The sequence below is a fragment of the Methanobrevibacter sp. UBA212 genome (genome assembly GCF_905233225.1).
Taxonomy (GTDB): domain Archaea; phylum Methanobacteriota; class Methanobacteria; order Methanobacteriales; family Methanobacteriaceae; genus Methanocatella.
Window position 1 is genome coordinate 40,965 of sequence record NZ_CAJODJ010000016.1, and the last position, 17,792, is coordinate 58,756.

The 17,792-nt window shown below is 36.7% G+C and carries 15 protein-coding genes; 10 read left to right on the top strand and 5 right to left on the bottom strand.

What is annotated here, in order from left to right; genetic code table 11:
- The first annotated feature begins 12 nt into the window (after nt 1–12).
- Nucleotides 13–597: a dCTP deaminase gene (gene dcd / locus QZ138_RS05515; RefSeq protein WP_292604176.1), complete on the top strand. Its 585-nt coding sequence runs from the start codon at nt 13–15 to the stop codon at nt 595–597.
- A gap of 15 nt (nt 598–612) precedes the next feature.
- Complete coding sequence (gene glyS, locus QZ138_RS05520) at nt 613–2,307, top strand: glycine--tRNA ligase (RefSeq protein ID WP_292887195.1); 1,695 nt, start codon at nt 613–615, stop codon at nt 2,305–2,307.
- Nucleotides 2,308–2,315: 8 nt separating this feature from the next.
- On the opposite strand, the gene QZ138_RS05525 is transcribed toward glyS, so the two are convergent.
- Complete coding sequence (locus QZ138_RS05525; RefSeq protein WP_292604172.1) at nt 2,316–3,092, bottom strand: winged helix-turn-helix domain-containing protein; 777 nt, start codon at nt 3,090–3,092, stop codon at nt 2,316–2,318.
- 186 nt (nt 3,093–3,278) lie between these two features.
- On the opposite strand from QZ138_RS05525, the gene QZ138_RS05530 reads away from it, so the two are divergent.
- Together QZ138_RS05530 and QZ138_RS05535 are read left to right on the top strand one after the other, a co-directional pair.
- Nucleotides 3,279–4,034: a TatD family hydrolase gene (locus QZ138_RS05530; protein WP_292887198.1), complete on the top strand. Its 756-nt coding sequence runs from the start codon at nt 3,279–3,281 to the stop codon at nt 4,032–4,034.
- Entirely contained in the window at nt 4,035–4,940 is a 906-nt protein-coding gene (locus tag QZ138_RS05535) for a TDT family transporter (RefSeq protein WP_292887201.1), read from the top strand. It abuts the gene before it with no gap.
- A 19-nt stretch (nt 4,941–4,959) separates the two neighbouring features.
- On the opposite strand, the gene QZ138_RS05540 is transcribed toward QZ138_RS05535, so the two are convergent.
- Both QZ138_RS05540 and QZ138_RS05545 read right to left on the bottom strand, forming a co-directional pair.
- Entirely contained in the window at nt 4,960–5,490 is a 531-nt protein-coding gene (locus QZ138_RS05540) for a cell division protein SepF (protein WP_292887204.1), read from the bottom strand.
- A gap of 5 nt (nt 5,491–5,495) precedes the next feature.
- Nucleotides 5,496–6,548: a DUF1611 domain-containing protein gene (locus QZ138_RS05545; RefSeq protein ID WP_292887206.1), complete on the bottom strand. Its 1,053-nt coding sequence runs from the start codon at nt 6,546–6,548 to the stop codon at nt 5,496–5,498.
- Between the two features lie 194 nt (nt 6,549–6,742).
- On the opposite strand from QZ138_RS05545, the gene QZ138_RS05550 reads away from it, so the two are divergent.
- Nucleotides 6,743–7,687 carry a 3H domain-containing protein gene (locus QZ138_RS05550; protein WP_292887208.1) on the top strand — a complete coding sequence of 315 codons (945 nt, stop codon included), beginning with the start codon at nt 6,743–6,745 and terminating at the stop codon, nt 7,685–7,687.
- On the top strand, nt 7,680–8,261 hold the full coding sequence (locus QZ138_RS05555) for a ZPR1 zinc finger domain-containing protein (RefSeq protein WP_292887211.1): 582 nt from the start codon (nt 7,680–7,682) through the stop codon (nt 8,259–8,261). Before QZ138_RS05550 ends, QZ138_RS05555 begins: the two co-directional genes overlap by 8 nt.
- A gap of 11 nt (nt 8,262–8,272) precedes the next feature.
- Here the strand turns inward: QZ138_RS05555 and QZ138_RS05560 are convergent, their stop codons facing one another.
- Complete coding sequence (locus QZ138_RS05560; RefSeq protein WP_292887214.1) at nt 8,273–8,698, bottom strand: hypothetical protein; 426 nt, start codon at nt 8,696–8,698, stop codon at nt 8,273–8,275.
- A 266-nt stretch (nt 8,699–8,964) separates the two neighbouring features.
- Complete coding sequence (locus tag QZ138_RS05565) at nt 8,965–13,890, bottom strand: hypothetical protein (protein ID WP_292887217.1); 4,926 nt, start codon at nt 13,888–13,890, stop codon at nt 8,965–8,967.
- A gap of 461 nt (nt 13,891–14,351) precedes the next feature.
- On the opposite strand from QZ138_RS05565, the gene QZ138_RS05570 reads away from it, so the two are divergent.
- The 4 genes from QZ138_RS05570 to QZ138_RS05585 all read left to right on the top strand — a co-directional run bounded on the left by QZ138_RS05570 (nt 14,352) and on the right by QZ138_RS05585 (nt 17,784).
- Nucleotides 14,352–15,485 (top strand): adhesin, encoded by a 1,134-nt coding sequence (locus QZ138_RS05570; RefSeq protein ID WP_292887220.1) that lies wholly within the window; start codon nt 14,352–14,354, stop codon nt 15,483–15,485.
- A 20-nt stretch (nt 15,486–15,505) separates the two neighbouring features.
- Complete coding sequence (locus QZ138_RS05575; RefSeq protein ID WP_292887223.1) at nt 15,506–16,189, top strand: MIP family channel protein; 684 nt, start codon at nt 15,506–15,508, stop codon at nt 16,187–16,189.
- A gap of 120 nt (nt 16,190–16,309) precedes the next feature.
- Nucleotides 16,310–16,987, top strand: a complete 678-nt coding sequence (gene pyrH, locus QZ138_RS05580) for a UMP kinase (RefSeq protein WP_292604149.1) — start codon at nt 16,310–16,312, stop codon at nt 16,985–16,987.
- 8 nt (nt 16,988–16,995) lie between these two features.
- Complete coding sequence (locus QZ138_RS05585; protein WP_292887226.1) at nt 16,996–17,784, top strand: TatD family hydrolase; 789 nt, start codon at nt 16,996–16,998, stop codon at nt 17,782–17,784.
- The last annotated feature ends 8 nt before the right edge of the window (nt 17,785–17,792 follow it).

Below are 17,792 nucleotides of genomic sequence, written 5' to 3' on the forward strand. Positions count from 1 at the left end.
TTGTGTGAAAATATGGCAATTTTAAGCGATAAGACTATAAAAGAATATTTGAAAGAAGGTAAAATTGGATTTGAACCCCTTCAAGATGAAAAACAGATACAGCCATCTTCTGTTGATATGAGATTAGGGGATGAATTTAAAGTATTCAAAGTGATTAGAAAACCATATATCGATCCCGAAGATGAAGAGGATATTGCATCATATATGGAATCGATGATTGTGCCTGAAGGCGAAGCATTCATAATTCATCCAAACGAATTTGCCCTTGCCACCACATTGGAGTACGTTAAAGTGCCTGATGACCTTGTTGCAAGAGTGGAAGGCCGTTCAAGTATGGGCAGATTGGGTGTTACAATGCATGTAACCGCAGGCTTTATTGACCCTGGATTTGAAGGGAAAATCACCCTGGAGATATCCAACATCGGCGCCATGCCGGTAGCGTTATACCCTGGCCAAAGGGTATGCCAGATTGTTTTTGAAACAATGACAACACCATCCGAATTGCCTTATGGACACCCGGAAAGGAATAGTAAATACATGGGCCAGACACGCCCTGAAAGCAGTAGAATTAAACAAGATTACGAATTGAAAAAATAATAGGAGTTAATATTTATGAATCATGATAAAATGTCTAACGTCAGTGCAAAGAGAGGATTTTTATGGCCGTCTTTTGAGATATATTCAGGAGTGTCCGGATTTACCGATTACGGACCCCTTGGAGCAAGCCTAAAGAACAACATCATGCAAAAATGGAGAAGGCAATACGTTTCAGGAGAGGGATTTTATGAAATCGAAGGCCCTACAGTAATGCCGAAAGAAGTTTTAAAGGCATCAGGACACGTCGATAACTTCACCGATCCGATGTGTAAATGTGAAGAATGTGGAGAAGTGTTCAGAGCAGACCACATCATTGAAGAGGTAATCGGTGAAGATGTGGAAAGCCTTGAAAACGAGGAGCTTGACCAAATCGTAGCTGACAATAACATAGTCTGTCCTGAGTGCGGAGGCAAATTGTCCAACATATGGAATTACAATTTAATGTTTAAAACCGAAATCGGTGCCAAAGGGGACAAAGTAGGTTACATGAGGCCTGAAACAGCACAGGGAATTTTCATCTTATTCAAACGTCTGGAAAGATTTTTCAGAGGAAAATTGCCATTCGGTGCAGTGCAGCTTGGAAAAGCATACAGAAATGAGATTTCACCAAGACAAGGAGTAATCAGGCTCAGGGAATTCACACAGGCAGAGGCTGAAATCTTTTTAAACCCTAAAGACAAGACCCATCCTAAATTCTCACAGATTGAAGATGTGGTTCTGCGCCTAAATTCACAGGAAGTGCAGGAAAAGAATCTGGAGCCTTTGGAAATAACCGCAAAAGAAGCATTGGATAAAGGAATTGTTGCCAATGAAATGTTGATTTACCAATTATACCTGGCACGCAAATTCCTGACTGAAATCGGAATTCCGGAAGACGTGTTAAGATTCAGACAACATCTGAAAGGAGAAATGGCCCACTATGCGCTTGACTGCTGGGACGTTGAAGTCCTGACCGACAAATACGGTTGGGTTGAAATCATCGGAATTGCAGATAGGGGAGATTATGACCTCTCTTCACACTCAGAATTCAGTAATGATGAATTGAACGTATTTGTGGAATACGATGAACCTAAAAAAGTCCAAAAAACCATTGTTAAACCTAACTTATCCAAATTTGGACCGATATTTAAAGGGGATTCACCAAAAGTTAAACAGGTCATTGAAGAGGCCGATGTGGACGAAATCAAGCAAGCCCTTGAAAATGACGGCAAGTTCACCGTGGAATTGGATAAGGTCTATGAGGTTACAGAAGACCTGCTTATCTTTGAGGACGTTGAAGAGGAGATAACCGGAGAAAAAATCGTTCCCCATGTTATCGAACCGTCATTCGGTATTGACCGTATAACCTATTCAGTCTTATTGCATTCATTTACCGAAACTGATGAAAAGGACTACTTCCAATTTGACAAGTCAGTGGCTCCGGTCCAATTGGGAATATTCCCTCTTGTAAACAAGGAAGGTCCTCGTGAAATAGCTCAGGAATTAACAGAAACCTTAAGGATGGCAGGTTTCACTGTTGAATATGATGCTACCGGAACAATTGGTAAAAGATACGCAAGAGCTGATGAAATTGGAGTTCCTCTTGCAGTCACAGTAGATTTTGATACCTTAGAAGACAATCAGGTTACTGTAAGGGACAGAGACAGTGAAGCTCAGGAAAGAATACCTATTGCCGATTTAAAGGATTACCTTGAAAAATATTATAAATGAGTTTACACTCATTTATTTTTCTTTTTAAAGTTTTTAAACAGATTATTTGCCCATTCAATGGCATCGCCATTTCTGGAAGTCACCAATCTGTTTTGATCAAAATGCCCGTTTTCCTTAAACAAACCGAAAATCATCATCTTATCGGTGACAATCAAAAGGAAATTGTTTTTTAATTTGAATGATGAAAGGTATTTTGATTCTGATTTTTCCTCATAAATCTCAAATATCTCATGAGAAACCATCATCTCAACATGTTTTCCTTTATTTACCAAGTAATTTAATTGCTTGTTGAAATCGAGGTGGTAAAACGGCAGTATGCAACGTACATCATTTGCATCAACCAATGCATCCTCTATGAAATTATAAATCTTATATGCATCAATGCCGCCGGATTCCAGCAGGTCTGAATTGCAAAGCATATGCAATTCGCCAACAGATTTCTTAGGAATCATATGAACCACATGGCCCTCGATTATGTTGAAAAACCTGCTCAGCAAATTTACAACATCCTTAAGTTCCAAAATGTGCTTCATTATCACCCTTAAAGAGTTGGAGAGATAATATTTGTTAGATTCACGATATACAAAATCTTTAAGCTCCAATCCATGGATTGTACTTGAAATAGAACTGTAGCTTAGTCTGGTCAGATCTGCCAAATTTTTCATATTCTGAGGTTTTTCAAACAATGCAGCCAATATTCTTAATCTTATAATGGAATTTGCTGCGAATTTAACGTCTTCGGACACAAAATCATAGTTTTTCAAATAGTTTTTATTTTCATTCACGATAATCACCTATGTAGTATTACTTACAACACTATTTTTTATTACTCAAGAATATAAAATCTCTTTAAGTGAACAAAAATGAAAAATCGCACTTGCTAAAACTTTAATAATAAAAAGAATTTTAGATATTTTTTTAAATTATGAAAAATATAATATAATCAATTAAATATTCACATAGGGATAAAAATGATAGATACACATATGCATGCCGATGCAAGAAGCGGAGAGGATTTTAGGGAAATGTACCTGGCAGGAATAGACTGCGCAATAACCTGCAGCTATTACCCATACAAGATACCAGCAGACATCGTGCTATTGAACCATTTGAATAGAATTCTTGAATTGGATACAAAAAGAGCTGCAGAATACGGACTTGAGTTGAAGGTTGCCTTGGGAATCCACCCTACAAATTCCTATGTCAATCCTGAAAAGATCTTTGAACAGTTATACAAATGGATTGAATCAAAGCAAATAATCGCCATCGGAGAAATCGGCCTTGAGGATTTGACAGATTATGAAATTGACATATTTAAAAGGCAGTTGGATATAGCAAATGAAACCAAATCAAAGGTAATTGTCCACACACCAAGAAAAAACAAAGCGGAAGTGCTTAAAGTAATTTTAGACATTCTTCCGCAACACATCGACGAAAGTCAGGCCGTAATTGACCACATCAATCCACAGGTCATCGGCGATGCCATTGACAGCGAATGCATGTTGGGCCTGACCGTGCAGCCCCAAAAGATGGACAAATTCGAGGCAATTTCCATTTTAGATGACTACGGCTTTGACAGGTTCCTGTTGAACAGCGACATAAGCAACAAAGCCTCAGATCCGCTTTCCGTTCCAAAAACCGTTCGCGAACTTGAAAGGCAAGGCTATAAAAAAAGCGAAATCGAAAAAGTTTCAAGCAAAAATGCCAAGGAATTCTTCAGGATATAAATGAACATCATCAAAAACCTCCCCATACCAATATCAGGATTAATTCTTGCAACGCTATCTCTGGGCAATCTGCTTCAGGACATCCATCCCTATTTCAGATATGCCTTTGGAACAATAGGAACAATTATTTTAATATTAATGATATTGAAAATTGTTCTCTATCCCCAAAGCATCAGGGAGGACTTTAAAAATCCCATCATTGTCAGCAGTTCAGGTACCTTTTCGATGAGTTTGATGATTTTATCTACATATCTCATACCATTTATGCCAAGTTTTGCATATGCTGTTTGGATTATTGGAATTGCCCTTCATATTTTGCTGGTAATCTACTTTACCTACCATTTCATCATACAGAAATTTGATATTTCAACAGTCTATCCAAGCTACTGGATAGTCTATGTTGGAATAACAATGGGATCCATAACCGCACACTTTCACGGCCTTCAGGAAATAGACTTCATATTCTTCATTATCGGATTTATGGGCATGTTGGTATCCACCCCATTAGTACTGTATAGAGAATTCATCTATAAGCAGATTCCCGACCCGAACAAACCGTTAACATGCATTTTCACAGCATTGTTCAGCATATTGATTTTTGGATATCTCAATTCCGCCCAAAACATTTCAAGCGAATTCGTTTTCGCCCTATATGCAATAGCCTGCCTATTCTACATATTCTCATTTTATAAGCTCATAAGCTATAGGAACCTGAAGTTCTATCCGAGTTTTTCAGCATTCACATTTCCATTCGTAATAAGTGCGCTTGCCACAAAAGGAATTGTCGGAAAAATAAGTTCAAATATACTATTAAATAACATTCTGATTTTTGAAACAGTGATAGCAACGGTTCTGGTGGTCTATGTGCTGATTAGATATGCAATATTTTTAAAAAAAAATAGTTAGAAAGTAGAGATTGCTCTACTTATCCCTTATTAAGCACTTGAACTTTTTTAGGAGATATGATAATTAAATTTTTATCATCAGAGCGTGCAAGCAATAACGCTTGAGCGCCATAATTTAATCTCATCTGATTAATTTTATCTGCAGCCAATTTAAAGTTAAGAGCACTTTCCCTTTCCAAAAAGGATAAATCCACAATAACAGGATTTTTCTCGCCAAGAACCTGGTCTACAACATAGTTAATGTCATCGATTGATTTTGGCCTGATTAAGACGATCTCATAATATGACTGTTCCGGAATAATCACAACATCATCATAATCATCATAGACCGGAGTCGGCCTTGGATGAGGAGATGTAGGCTCTTGCTGTGTTTTGGGAGTTGGCCTATATTGTTGTTGAGGATGTCCTTGCGGTGCATTAGAATCTTCTTTTGGTTTTAAAACATCCCGAATTGAATCAACAATGTTTGACAATTCATTTTTAACATTATTCTCGCCTGAATCTGTTTCTTCAAATCCCAAACTTCTTTTCAAATCATCTGTGAAACTCATTTAAACTACTCCTCTAAATATTCAAATATTGCATCCAACAGTTTAGAAGCACCATTCTTGTAAACATCTTCTGCAGGCAAGTTGTATGTATCCTCAAAGTATTCAGGACACATATCTAAACTAGCATTTTTAAGATTGATTGACAGTCCAACAACTTTTGTTGGCTCAACTGCCTCAATAGCTTTAATTTCTTCTTCAATTCCTTTAGGTTCCCTGTAAGGATGATTAGGCCTGTGTCCTACAATAACCGCATCAGGAGCAGCACCAATCAGGATAGCTGCAGACAATCCCCTTGGATGAGGATTTCCATTTTCGGTCAGACTGGATTGGCCTTCAATAAAAATGATATCAGGTTTTTTGGTTTCCTCAACATATTTAATAGAGCATAACACTGCTGATGGCACGTCCATAGCAGACAGACTTCCTGCTCTAAAGTTAAAATCAGTAGGTTCTTCCAATCCCATTTCATCAGTGGAAATAATTGCAGGGGTCAATCCCCTTTCCTTACTTGCTATACCGAGCATTTTTGTAGTTGTCCTTTTTCCGCATTCCTGTGATGTTCCTCCAACAAAAATTACCGGCGCTTTAGGAGTATAGGATATCTTAGGTAAAACTTCACATGATTTAGTTGGGGCAATACCAGCAATTTTTTCAACAACATCGAGTCTAGGACCTATTTCTTTAATAACAAGATTTTTTGAATCAGCAAATTTCTTTAAAGATAAGTTTTCACCAATAGATAATGATCTAAATGAAGTAACAACATTCAATCCTGCATCAATTGCCTGAACGGCATACTTTAATGCTGAACCTTCAGCACCAATAGGCAACATTATAACAAGTGATTTGGCATCAGGAGCTCCCTTTAAACATTCCTCCAAACTGCCTGATACTGTTTTACCACAGAATTGTTTTCCTTGCTTTTTAACATTGTCATCAATATATCCCACGGTCTCAATACCTTCGAGATTGGAGAATTTTTCTCCTCCACCTCCGCAACCAACGACAATGAACGGATTTAAATCCTGAATATCTTTTACTGATTTTACTGAATACAAAAACTTCACCCCTATCCTATAATTTATAACTTATAACTAATCACACAATTTATCATCATAATTTTTGATAAAATTTTTAAAAAAATGTTATTACTATTAATTATAATTTTTTTCATTAATAAAGTATAATGTTTTTTAAGTGAAAATCACATATATTATATTATCATTAAAAAAAATTTTGGGAGAGCATTAACATGAGAAAACCTTATGTTATACTAATTGGAAGTGCATCAGGGATTGGAAAATCAACCATTGCAGCAGAACTTGCAAAATCATTGAATATCAAGCATTTGATTGAAAGTGACTTCATAAGAGCAGTGGTCAGAGGAATAATTGGTAAAGAATATGCGCCAGCCCTACACAGCTCATCCTATGATGCATATAAAAGCATTAGAAATAAAAGCAGATACACAAGTTATGATGATTTGGTGGCAGCAGGTTTTGATGACCACGCATCATATGTCATTCCGGCATTGGAAAAAGTCATCCAAAGGGCAATCACCGATTTCGACGACATCATTATTGAAGGGGTTCACTTGGTCCCTGGACTGATTGACATTGAGCAGTTTAAAGAGTATGCAAACATCTACTTTTTCGTCCTGAGTTCCGATGAGGAATCCCACAAGGAACGATTTGTAAAAAGGGCTGTTCAAATACACAGAGGCGGAAAACAGCTGGATTTCTTTAGGGAAAATAGAATAATCCATGACCATCTGTTAAAGCAAGCACAGGAATATGATGTCAACATAATCAATACAGAATCCATTGACAAAACCTTAGAAAAGATACTGTCTGTAATAAACAAATCCTGCACAACAGCAAACCTGATAAACAGTGTTGATGAGCTGGAAGACGTTATAGACATCATAATTAATCAGAACAGCGGAAGCATTGAAAAGATAACCTACAACATCAAAGGATTTAAGGAACCTCTGGTTAGAAACGTTTCCGTTTCAGACAGTGAATCTGCCGAAAAGTTTATCGAAAAGATAAATGAAGACAAAAGCAAAAAAGAATACCTGACTGAATTATACAAATTATCCGAGTATAGGAAAACCGTAATCTGCGCTTCCAATCAAGAAAAACTAGATAAAATTATTAAGGAATTAACTGATAAAGGATATGTCTTAAATGAATGATGAAACAATAAACGAAATGATAATTAAATGTCCCGCATGTGCTAAAAACGGCGTTGCAAAATCCATCATGAAGGAAATAGAGATTCCTCACTTCGGCAAAGTAATGGAAACAACAATCCAATGCCCTGCATGTGGGTTTAAGCACTCAGACATTATTGCACTGGAACAGAATGAACCTGCAAAATATGTTCTTGAAATTAATAAGAGCACCCTGTCTGTAAGAGTGGTCAGGTCACAGTCCGCCACAGTCATTATACCTGAAATCGGCGTTAAGGTGGAACCTGGTCCAAAATCTGAAGGCTATGTGACCAATGTTGAAGGAGTTCTTACCCGTTTCGAAAGCGCTGTAAAAAAAGCATTGAATCTGTTTGATGATGAGGAATCACAAATTAACGGAAAAAAAGCATTGTATAGCATTCAAGAGCTGATAAATGGAAATGGCACAGCAACTCTTATTATCCTTGATCCATTCGGACAGAGCAATGTCGTGAGTGAAAAAGTAGAGATTTTAGAAATTCCCGAAGAGGAATTACGTGAATTAAAAACAGGTTTTAGTCATATTGAAGAAAATTAAAAAGAAGAAGTTTATTCTTCTTCGTCTTCTTCTTCATTTATTGAAAAGCTTGCAAAAGTATCTTCTTCAGCAACATCTTTTAATTTTAAAGTTCTTTGAACATCCATAGCTAATGCATTACAATCTGCTTTAATAGCTTCTAAATGTAATAAAATTCTTTCTTTTTCTTGATTGATTCTTTCAATGTTGGTGTATGGGTAAATTGACTCTTTAAGCATTTCATATTCAATAGTAGTGTATGGATATTCATTTAATTGTTTACATACGTTTTTTAATACTTCTCCTAAGAAAATGTTCATTTCAACTTTAACCCTTTCACGAATCATCTTGTCATCATCAAGATTTTCTTTCATCAAACGTACAACTTCAGCTTTAGCGAAAGGTAATTTTTCGTCGTCTTCTTCGATAATTTCTTCAAAGTTTTCTTCTTCAGCCATAATTACACCTCTTTTGATTAATTAATAATATTGAGTTAACTGCTAACTTTTCAAAAAAGTTATAATTACATCAATATCTAATTAAACATTTATTGGAAGTTTTATATAAAGGTTTTGATTATTTTAAAGAAACGGACAATTATTCAGCCGTTTTTTTCATGAACATGTAAAATAATTAATCGTGAAATCAATAATTTTAATACATGAAAAATTTTGAAAAACCGTTTGAAAAAAAATGAAAATAGTAGCACAAGTGCTACTTTAATTTAGTTTTTCTTTGAGATATCATTTCCTAAAAATGCAAGTGAAAATATTGCAAACATCAACATCAAAATCGGATTTGAGGTAGGATGCATCTCAAGAACACTTTGCAAGTCATCATTGGAATTATCCCGTGCATCAGGTTCATTTGATGGTTCTTCTGTTACATTGACAATGACATAATCCCTATTATTGGATTTTTCATAATCGAATGTGTCGCTGGTCACTTTGACTGTGTTTTTGATAATGCCTGTTCCTGTTGCGACAACCCTGATAATCAGTTTTGCTGATTCGCCATAACCAAGACTTTTGATGGTCCACATGTTTGAATGTGTGTTGAACTTGCCTTTTGTGGCTTTGAATGATTTCAATTTTAATAAATCATCCAATATTTCACTTACCTTTATATTTCGTGCAGTATCCGGACCGTTGTTAACCACTTCAATGACATACTCGATCACGTCACCGACACGGTAATGATATTTGGATACCACTTTAGTGATTGACAGATCACTTGCCGGAGCCACATGAATTGACTCACGTGCATGATTGTTGGATTTATCTAAATCAAGCTCATATGCCCAAACATCAGCAGCATTGTTTAAATCGCCTGTTGATGTTACCTTACAGACTATTTCAAGTGATTTTGACTCGCCAACATTCAAACTTGCAATTTTCCAGACGTTATTTGAATAGTCCCCATTTGAACTGATGAATTTCAAACCGCTCGGAAGAACATCACGAACAACGACATTATGGGCCACATTCGGACCGTTGTTGGAAACGATTAATGTCCATCTGACAACATCTCCAAATTTCGGATAATTATTATCCACAAACTTCTCGATTGCCACATCCGCAATAGGCCTTACGTCAATCATGTCCTCTGCATAATTGTTTTTCATGTTCCAGTCATATTCGCGGGAAGTGACTTCGACATCATTTATGATTTCACCCAATTTATCTGAGATTGTAGTGATATTGAGATAAACCACGTCTCCAACATTCAATGAGCCAATAGTCCAAACATCATTATCATAAATTCCTCTGCTTGACTTATATCCGTCAAATATTAATCCTTCAGGCAGAATATCATCTAAGGATACTCCGGTCGCATCGTCCGGACCATTATTTTTGACGCTGATCATCCATTTAACATTTTCACCGAACATAGGATTAGTGTTGTTGGCTTTGATTGTTGTCTGCAGGTCAACCGCCAATGGGACATCTATGCTTTCGTTATCCTTATTGTTGCTTTCATTGTAGTCATATTCATTGGCGTGGATTGTTGCCATGTTCATGATTTTGCCTGTTCTTTTAACCCTGCAGATTATTTCAAGTTTTTCGACATCACCGCTGTTTAAACAGCACATAGCCCAAATGCCATTATCATAAAATCCTTTTGTTGCATTATAGCTGACCAATATCATACCATCAGGCAATCTGTCTTCAACATAAACATCTGTTGCCTTATCAGGCCAGTTATTTGAAATGACCAATGTCCATTTTACCAAATCATTGTAATATGGAGAGGAATTGTTTACCAGTTTGATGACGGATACGTCTGCAGCCGGTTCAACATCAATTGTTTCATTGTCAAAGTTGTTGTCCAAATCATAGTCATATTCACTGGCATTGACGCTTACATTATTCTCTATCAGACCTGTTGCGTTAACCCTGCAATCCATGTTCAAGGTAAATGATTTGCCAATGCCCAATTCGTCAATAATGAGCACTCCAGCTAAAGGATCATATTTCATTGCGCTATCATCACCTATCCAAATAAGTGAATCCGGAAGCAAATCGCTTATTGTCACATTATGGGCAACATCAGGGCCGTTGTTTATGACCTCAATTGCCCATGTTATTATATCATTGAATTTAGGATTTGATTCACTAACGGATTTTGTAACGGACAAATCACATGCCGGATTGACAGATATTGGTTCGTCATCCTCATTGTTTGTCAAATTAAAGTCATAATTATCAGATGTGACATTTGCATAGTTTGTAAAGTTTCCTGTGCTGTCCACAAAGGTAATTATTTCAATGGTTACAGTTTCACCGACTTCCATCAGACCTATGTTGAAAATATCATCTATGCACTCTCCTTTACTCATGATGGAATCGACATATTCAAAACCGTCAGGCAGAAAATCAACAACCCTGACATTTTCGGCAATGTCCGGACCCCTATTTGTAACTGTCAATGTCCATTTTACGAAATCGTTATAGCCCACATTGCTTGCATTGACGGCTTTTACGATAGCCAAATCGCTTGCAGGATTAACAAACACCCTTTCGCTGTCATTGTTGTTTGACTCGTCATAATCGAACTCTGTTGCATTGACGCAAACAAAATTTTCAATCAATCCTGTGGCGTTGACGATGCATCGAATCTTGAGGGTCACCTTTTCGCCCTTTTCCAGAGTTCCGACATTCCAGATTCCTGAAGCTGGAGAATAATCCCTGTCGCAATCGACATAAATCAAGGATTTCGGAAGCAGATCATACATTACCACATCGTGAGCAGTGTCAGGGCCATTGTTGGATATCTCTATTGTCCAGGTTACATAGTCCCTGTAGTTTGGAGAAGCATCTGAAACGCTTTTAACGACTGCCAAATCGCTTGCAGGATATACAAATATGTTCTTTTCAGCATGATTGTTATTCATATTTGTATCGAATTCGTGGGAACTTACATCAGCATTATTCACTATTGTTCCTGTTGCGTTAACGACTGTAATCATCTGAAATGTAAATGTTTCGCCAGCCTTCAAATCGCCAATTGCCAACACTCCGGTTTTACGGTCATATCTGCCATTGTCAGTGGTATTGATTAAAATCAATCCTTTTGGCAAAACATCAACTACCTTAACGTCGGTTGAATCATTAGGACCATGATTTGTAACTGTTATTGTCCATGTCACAGTGTCTTCAAAATTCACAGTATCCCTTGAAACCGTTTTTTTAACTTCATTGTCCACTTTGGGATTGACAAGGAAAGTTGTTGCATTTGCAATGGCCTTGTAATAGTTATCTTCATAATGCTTTGCTGAAACATAATATTTTCCAGGCTTCAAATTGTCCAAATCAACATTGATTTCACCCAGATAAGTTGTACGGCCCACTTCATTGTAGACTACGGTTCCGTCTTCATGCTTAACTGTCAATAGGACAGGTATACTATATTCACGACTGTCCTGATATAGTTCTCCAGTATTTGTAGCGCCATGCAAGGGGTATTGTCCGTCAATCACTATATTTACATCTCTAGCGGCATTGTAGATTGCATTGGACACTTCCAGATTATCAAAGTCTCCGATATTGTTTCCGCCATAGAGAACAACCTTAATTTTTTCACTGTCCCCATAATAGATATCCCTGGCTTCAATCGGCAAATGATAAACCCATGCCTGATTCTGGAACAGTTCATTATTTTTTAAAGTCAATTTGTCGCCAGACTTATCATAATAGATTGCGCTGCCGTTTCTTGCAGTATTCAGCTTGAAAGAATTACCTTCCACAAATACCATTGTACTGTTGATATAAAGGGCACCTCCCAATCCGTCATCCAATTTGCTGACATCAGGAATCGCTTCATTAGCGAGAAATATGGAATTTATAACTTCCGTATTTTTGCCCTGAATATAAATTGCCCCTCCGTCGACATTGGCCTTGTTCGAATTGAATGTGGAATCCTTAACAGTTATGTCCTCAGCTTTGGCATGGATTGCCCCACCGTTTTCAGTCACGTGATTGTCCTTAAAAATTGAATCATCAATCACAATATTCAATCCGTTCGCCTGAATGGCTCCGCCGTTTGGTGCGCTGTTTCCATAAAAATTACAATTGGAAACTGTCAGCTCCATATGGTCATATAAAAATCCGGTTGACAGAGCACCTCCAAATTCGCCAGCAGTGTTATTAATAAATGTACAATTTCTAATCTCACCTGACCCGTGAAATGTCAATGCTCCACCTTCATCCGCAAAATTGTTTATGAAGATACAATTGGTGTAGGAAGTTCCGCTACGAATACATCCGGCACCGCCATGGGACGGATCCTCGCTTATTGCTCGATTACCCTTGAAGATGCAATTTGTCACCTTGTCATTTGATCCGGGCAAATCCAAACCGACTTGTATCGCCCCACCATAACAGGCGTATTTTCCTCTTACCCAGTTATCCTCAAAAATTGAATTTTTAACTTCTGAATCCTTACCATACATCGCCAATCCTGCAGCTGCGGAATAATACTCAAAGTTTGGACAATAAGCTGAATTCCTTCTGAATTGACAATTGTCAATAAGTAATCCTGACGGGATATTCAAATCATATGCAGTTTGAACTGCACCTCCAAGTTGAGCGTGATTATCTTCAAATATACAATTTTCTATTCTTACGTTCTTTGCATTGACCAAAATACCTGATCCGGTTTCTCCTTCACCATTGATAAATTTAACATTCTTAATTACAGTGCCCGCACCGCCATTACTTATAATAATTGCCTGAGACAGATGTTTTCCATCCAGCGTAGCCATTGAATTTGAAGTTATGGTCACCGGTTTATTGACAGTAATGACACTGCCTTTTGAATAATAATAACCATTCAGTAAAATGGTATCTCCAGGATTTGCAGCATTAATAGCAGATTGAATACTTGCATAAATATTTCCATCAGGCACACGTTGCTGGCCTAAAACTTCACTTGAATCTTGAGAATTCGCCTCCAAAACATCATTTTTTTGAGAATTTTCTAGTTCATTTATATCATTGGATTCCAATCCCATTTTATCTACGGTCTCATTTATGTCTGCAGCAAATGACTCTTCAACAAACAATCCGAATGCAGTAAACATTAAACAAATAACACATAGACCGAATAGGAAATTTCTTCCAACAATCATCTTTCCATTATTTTTTAACATTTTAAATCACCTAAATTGAGGACGATTCTAAATACTATTAATTAACAAAAAGCTATTAACTAGCAATTAACCTTTTTATTTCTCAGTTAAGACTTAAAAATGACAATCTAAATATTAAATTTAAGAATAACCCGCAAAAAGTAGGAAAATTATTGAATAACAACCTATCACAAATTATTTTCAAACAAATAAAATGCCCGATCACAGGTTAATTTTAATTTAATTATCAAAATCATAATTTATTAAATCAAAGCAAAATTTACCTTAAAATAAAAGATAATCTTTTTAAATCCTCAAAATACCTATTAAATGGTTTAATATTTAAAACTAACTGTTTAAAGACTGCAAAATTGTTTTTAGAATGAAAAATAATGTTTTAAAGTCAATATTGAAATTAGTGGGAAAAATATTTTATTGATGAAATAAATATAAATATATATTTAATATCAAGGTAAAGAGACATGAAAAAAGAAATAGCAATACTGATTATGGCCATACTAATATTATCTCCCGTGATACAGGATGTCAGTGCTGCAAAAACCGTTTTTATAACATCCGATAATATTATAGACCATGACAGCGACATAAAACTATTAAACTCATTAAAGAGCTATATTGAAGAATTGAGTGGGGGAGAATTGCAGGTTATTGTTGACAATCAATCTCCCGCACCAGGAGAAGGATGGCGATCGATAGAAGTGACAAGTGACGTGAGTGTCGATTTAGCTGCTTCGGATGCAGGAAATTATCTGCAATTAGCCAGTTCAACAGTAAATTCTGACAAACAAATTGTATTTGTCAATATAGGAAATTACGATTTAGACAATCATACAAATTTCTTAAGAAGAGCTTGGGATGATAACTATTCAAACGAATCTTTGGCAGGAATGCATGACCCTGGAACCTTCCTTAAAAATGCAGGAATATTTTACGTTCAGCCTGCAATAGAATTCCCAAATAATGTTCATAATGGTGTCATATCCAATTACGATGAAAACATGAACAAGCAAATCGCACAGGAAATCGTAGATATCATCAACACTCATGGAACTAATGAAAAAACATTAAGCGATGGATTGGTTACCCACAATATAATCAAACCATCAGTGATGGCTAAGGCAAGTCAGGAATTAATTAAAAGCGACGATAAAGAAATGAAAGGAACATATGGTAATTACAGTGCTCCTCAACTTTTATATCAAACCAGTTCATACTTAAATGGAAACGGATTGGACATTCCAAAATCCTATGACGAACCGGAAAACCCAATGGGAGTTTCCTTTATGGCAAAAGACACATACTCCGTTTATGACTATTTCAAGATGGGAGGAATAGTCAGGGAGTACATGGATCAAAACGGAAGGGCGCCGGATTCCATAGAATATGAAGGGGCACAAATCAGCTACTATGACTTAGTATACAACTTTGCAAAAATAACACAAAGCCATACCGATGTAAGCCATATGGGCTTTGAAAGCGAATATCACTTTGACAGAGTCAACGATTCAATATTACTACACATATTCCCATTCATATTGATATTGTTCGTGCTTTTCTTGGCATATTTATTATTAAAGCGTATAAGAAGATTTTAAAATAATAATGAGGTAGATTTATGAGAAAGTATATTGCAGAATTAATAGGAACAATGGTTCTTGTTCTATTTGGTTGTGGAAGTGCAGCCATAGCCGGAACAATGTTGGGCACTCTCGGCATTGCATTGGCATTCGGTTTATCAATTGTAGCCATGGCTTATGTTATCGGAGACATTTCAGGATGCCACATCAACCCTGCCGTTTCAATCGGTATGTGGATTGATGGAAGAATGGATTCAAAAGACTTGGTAATGTATATCATATTCCAATGTATCGGAGCAATTATCGGTATTGCACTATTGGCAGCAATCATCAACTCCGCCCCAATGCTTGGAGGATATGCAGCAACCGGACTTGGTCAAAACGGATTTGGATCCGCATCAAGTGTAGGGCTTGATGTAGTAGGAGCAATAATCGTTGAAATCATTTTAACCTTTGTATTTGTATTCACAGTTCTTGGAGTTACTAAAAAGGCAGAAAATGGTGCTGTTGCAGGTATCGTAATCGGTTTAACACTTGCATTTGTACACATTATGGGCATTCCATTAACAGGTACTTCTGTAAACCCTGCACGTAGTTTGGCACCAGCTCTTTTCCTTGGTGGACAAGCCTTACAACAGGTTTGGGTATTTATTTTAGCTCCAATAATCGGTGCAGTCATTGCAGGATTCCTATACAAAGGATTAACTTCAGAGGATTTATAATCCTCTAACCTTTTCTTTTTTTAGATTTTTTCAAATCATTTTAAATTAACACATTTTAAAAGCTTATCTTATTAAAATTTAAATAATATTTTAAAGAAAAATATAACATAAGGTGAATATATGAAAATTGTTGTTGCAATTGGAGGATCAATTTTACTTAAAGAATATGACAGCAAAAAATTCCAAGAATACAGCGTCATTTTAAAGGACTTATCCAAAGAACATGAATTATATGTTGTTGTAGGTGGAGGAAAACCTGCAAGAGAATATATTGGAGTAGTTCGTGATTTGGGTGCGGGAGAGGCACAATGTGACGATATTGGAATTGAAGTTACCAGAATCAATGCAAAACTGATGCTTTCAGCACTTGGAGATGCAGCTTATCAAAGAGTGCCCCACAATTTCCAGGAAGCTTTAGAGTTCTCAGCTACCGGAAAAATCATTGTCATGGGCGGAACAGAACCTGCACACAGTACCGATGCAGTATCAGCAATACTTGCAGAATACATTCAGGCGGACAAGCTCATCAACTTAACATCTGTTGATGGAATGTATACAAAAGACCCTAATAAGTTTGATGATGCCGAACTTGTTCCGGAAATTACCGCCACAGCCCTTCTTGAATTTTTAAGCGGCAAAGACGTTAAGGCCGGAACATATGAATTCTTCGACACAACAGCTGTTCAAATGATTAAAAGGTCAAACCTAGAAACAGTAATTACCAATGGATTTGAACCTGAAAACCTCATTAAAGCAGTCAATGGCGAAAATATAGGAACCAAAATTATCAATGAATAGGTGATTCAGTGGATAATCTTGTTGATATTGGCTTAAACCTAATGCACAAGTCTTTTAGAAAAGACCGTGTTGAAATCATCGAAGAAGCAAAAAAAGCAGGCGTTAAACAGTTCATCATCACTGGAACCAATGTGAATTCCAGTCAAATGGCTGCAGAATATGCATCCCAATACCCTGGAACTTTATTTTCAACATCAGGCGTACATCCTCATGATGCTAAAACCTGCAATGGCCATACAATGTTTGAACTTGAAAAGATAGCTAAAAAAGATTGTGTGGTTGCTATTGGCGAATGTGGACTTGACTATAACAGAAACTTTTCGCCGCAGGATTTGCAGAGAAAATGGTTTGAAGCCCAAATAGAAGTTGCTGAAAGAACCGATATGCCTTTATTCCTACATGAAAGAGAAGCCCACCAAGATTTGTATGATATCCTAAAAAGGCATGACCGCGTGATTGAAAAATCGGTTGTCCACTGTTTTACAGGAACCAAGCAAGAAGCACAAAATTATATTGATTTAGGATGCTATATAGGTGTTACCGGATGGATTTGTGACATGAAAAGAGGAAGAGACCTGCAAGAGGCAGTGAGCGTTATTCCTCCTGAAAAACTAATGATAGAAACAGATGCACCATTTTTAATACCTAAAAATTTTGATGTGAAACCTAAAAAGAACAGAAATGAACCGAAATATTTGCCTCACATCCTCGAAACAATTTCCCTTTGCATGGGAATGGATGCAGAAGAGCTTGCTAATCAAGTTAATAAAAATACTAAAGAATTTTTCAAAATATAAGGAGATGA